Source organism: Shewanella sp. Sh95 (genome assembly GCF_001308045.1).
Taxonomy (GTDB): domain Bacteria; phylum Pseudomonadota; class Gammaproteobacteria; order Enterobacterales; family Shewanellaceae; genus Shewanella; species Shewanella xiamenensis.
Genome location: NZ_LGYY01000282.1, coordinates 1 through 254, shown reverse-complemented (window position 1 = coordinate 254; position 254 = coordinate 1). Strand labels below are relative to the sequence as shown.

Sequence of the window (254 nt, the reverse complement as noted above, 5' to 3'; positions counted from 1 at the left end):
GCAAACGAGCGAAAGCCGTCAAGATTGCTTTTAAAACCAAGACGCGTGGCACCATTGAGCACTTGGCTATCGATTCGACAGGCTTGAAGGTTTATGGCGAAGGTGAGTGGAAAGTGAAGAAACATGGGGCTTTGTTTCCTAAATCAGTTGAACTAAAACCATAGCTGGTGATCTGATCGGCATAGCCTATCAACTCACCCATCAATCGTGTCAAAACCTCGCTATAAAACAATCAACTGGAAGCAATACAATCA

General features: G+C 44.1%; 1 pseudogene. It reads left to right on the top strand.

Annotated features, from left to right (window positions below):
* Positions 1 to 128: pseudogene (locus AEA42_RS22505) on the top strand (IS5/IS1182 family transposase); the annotation flags it as partial.
* Positions 129 to 254 lie beyond the last annotated feature (126 nt).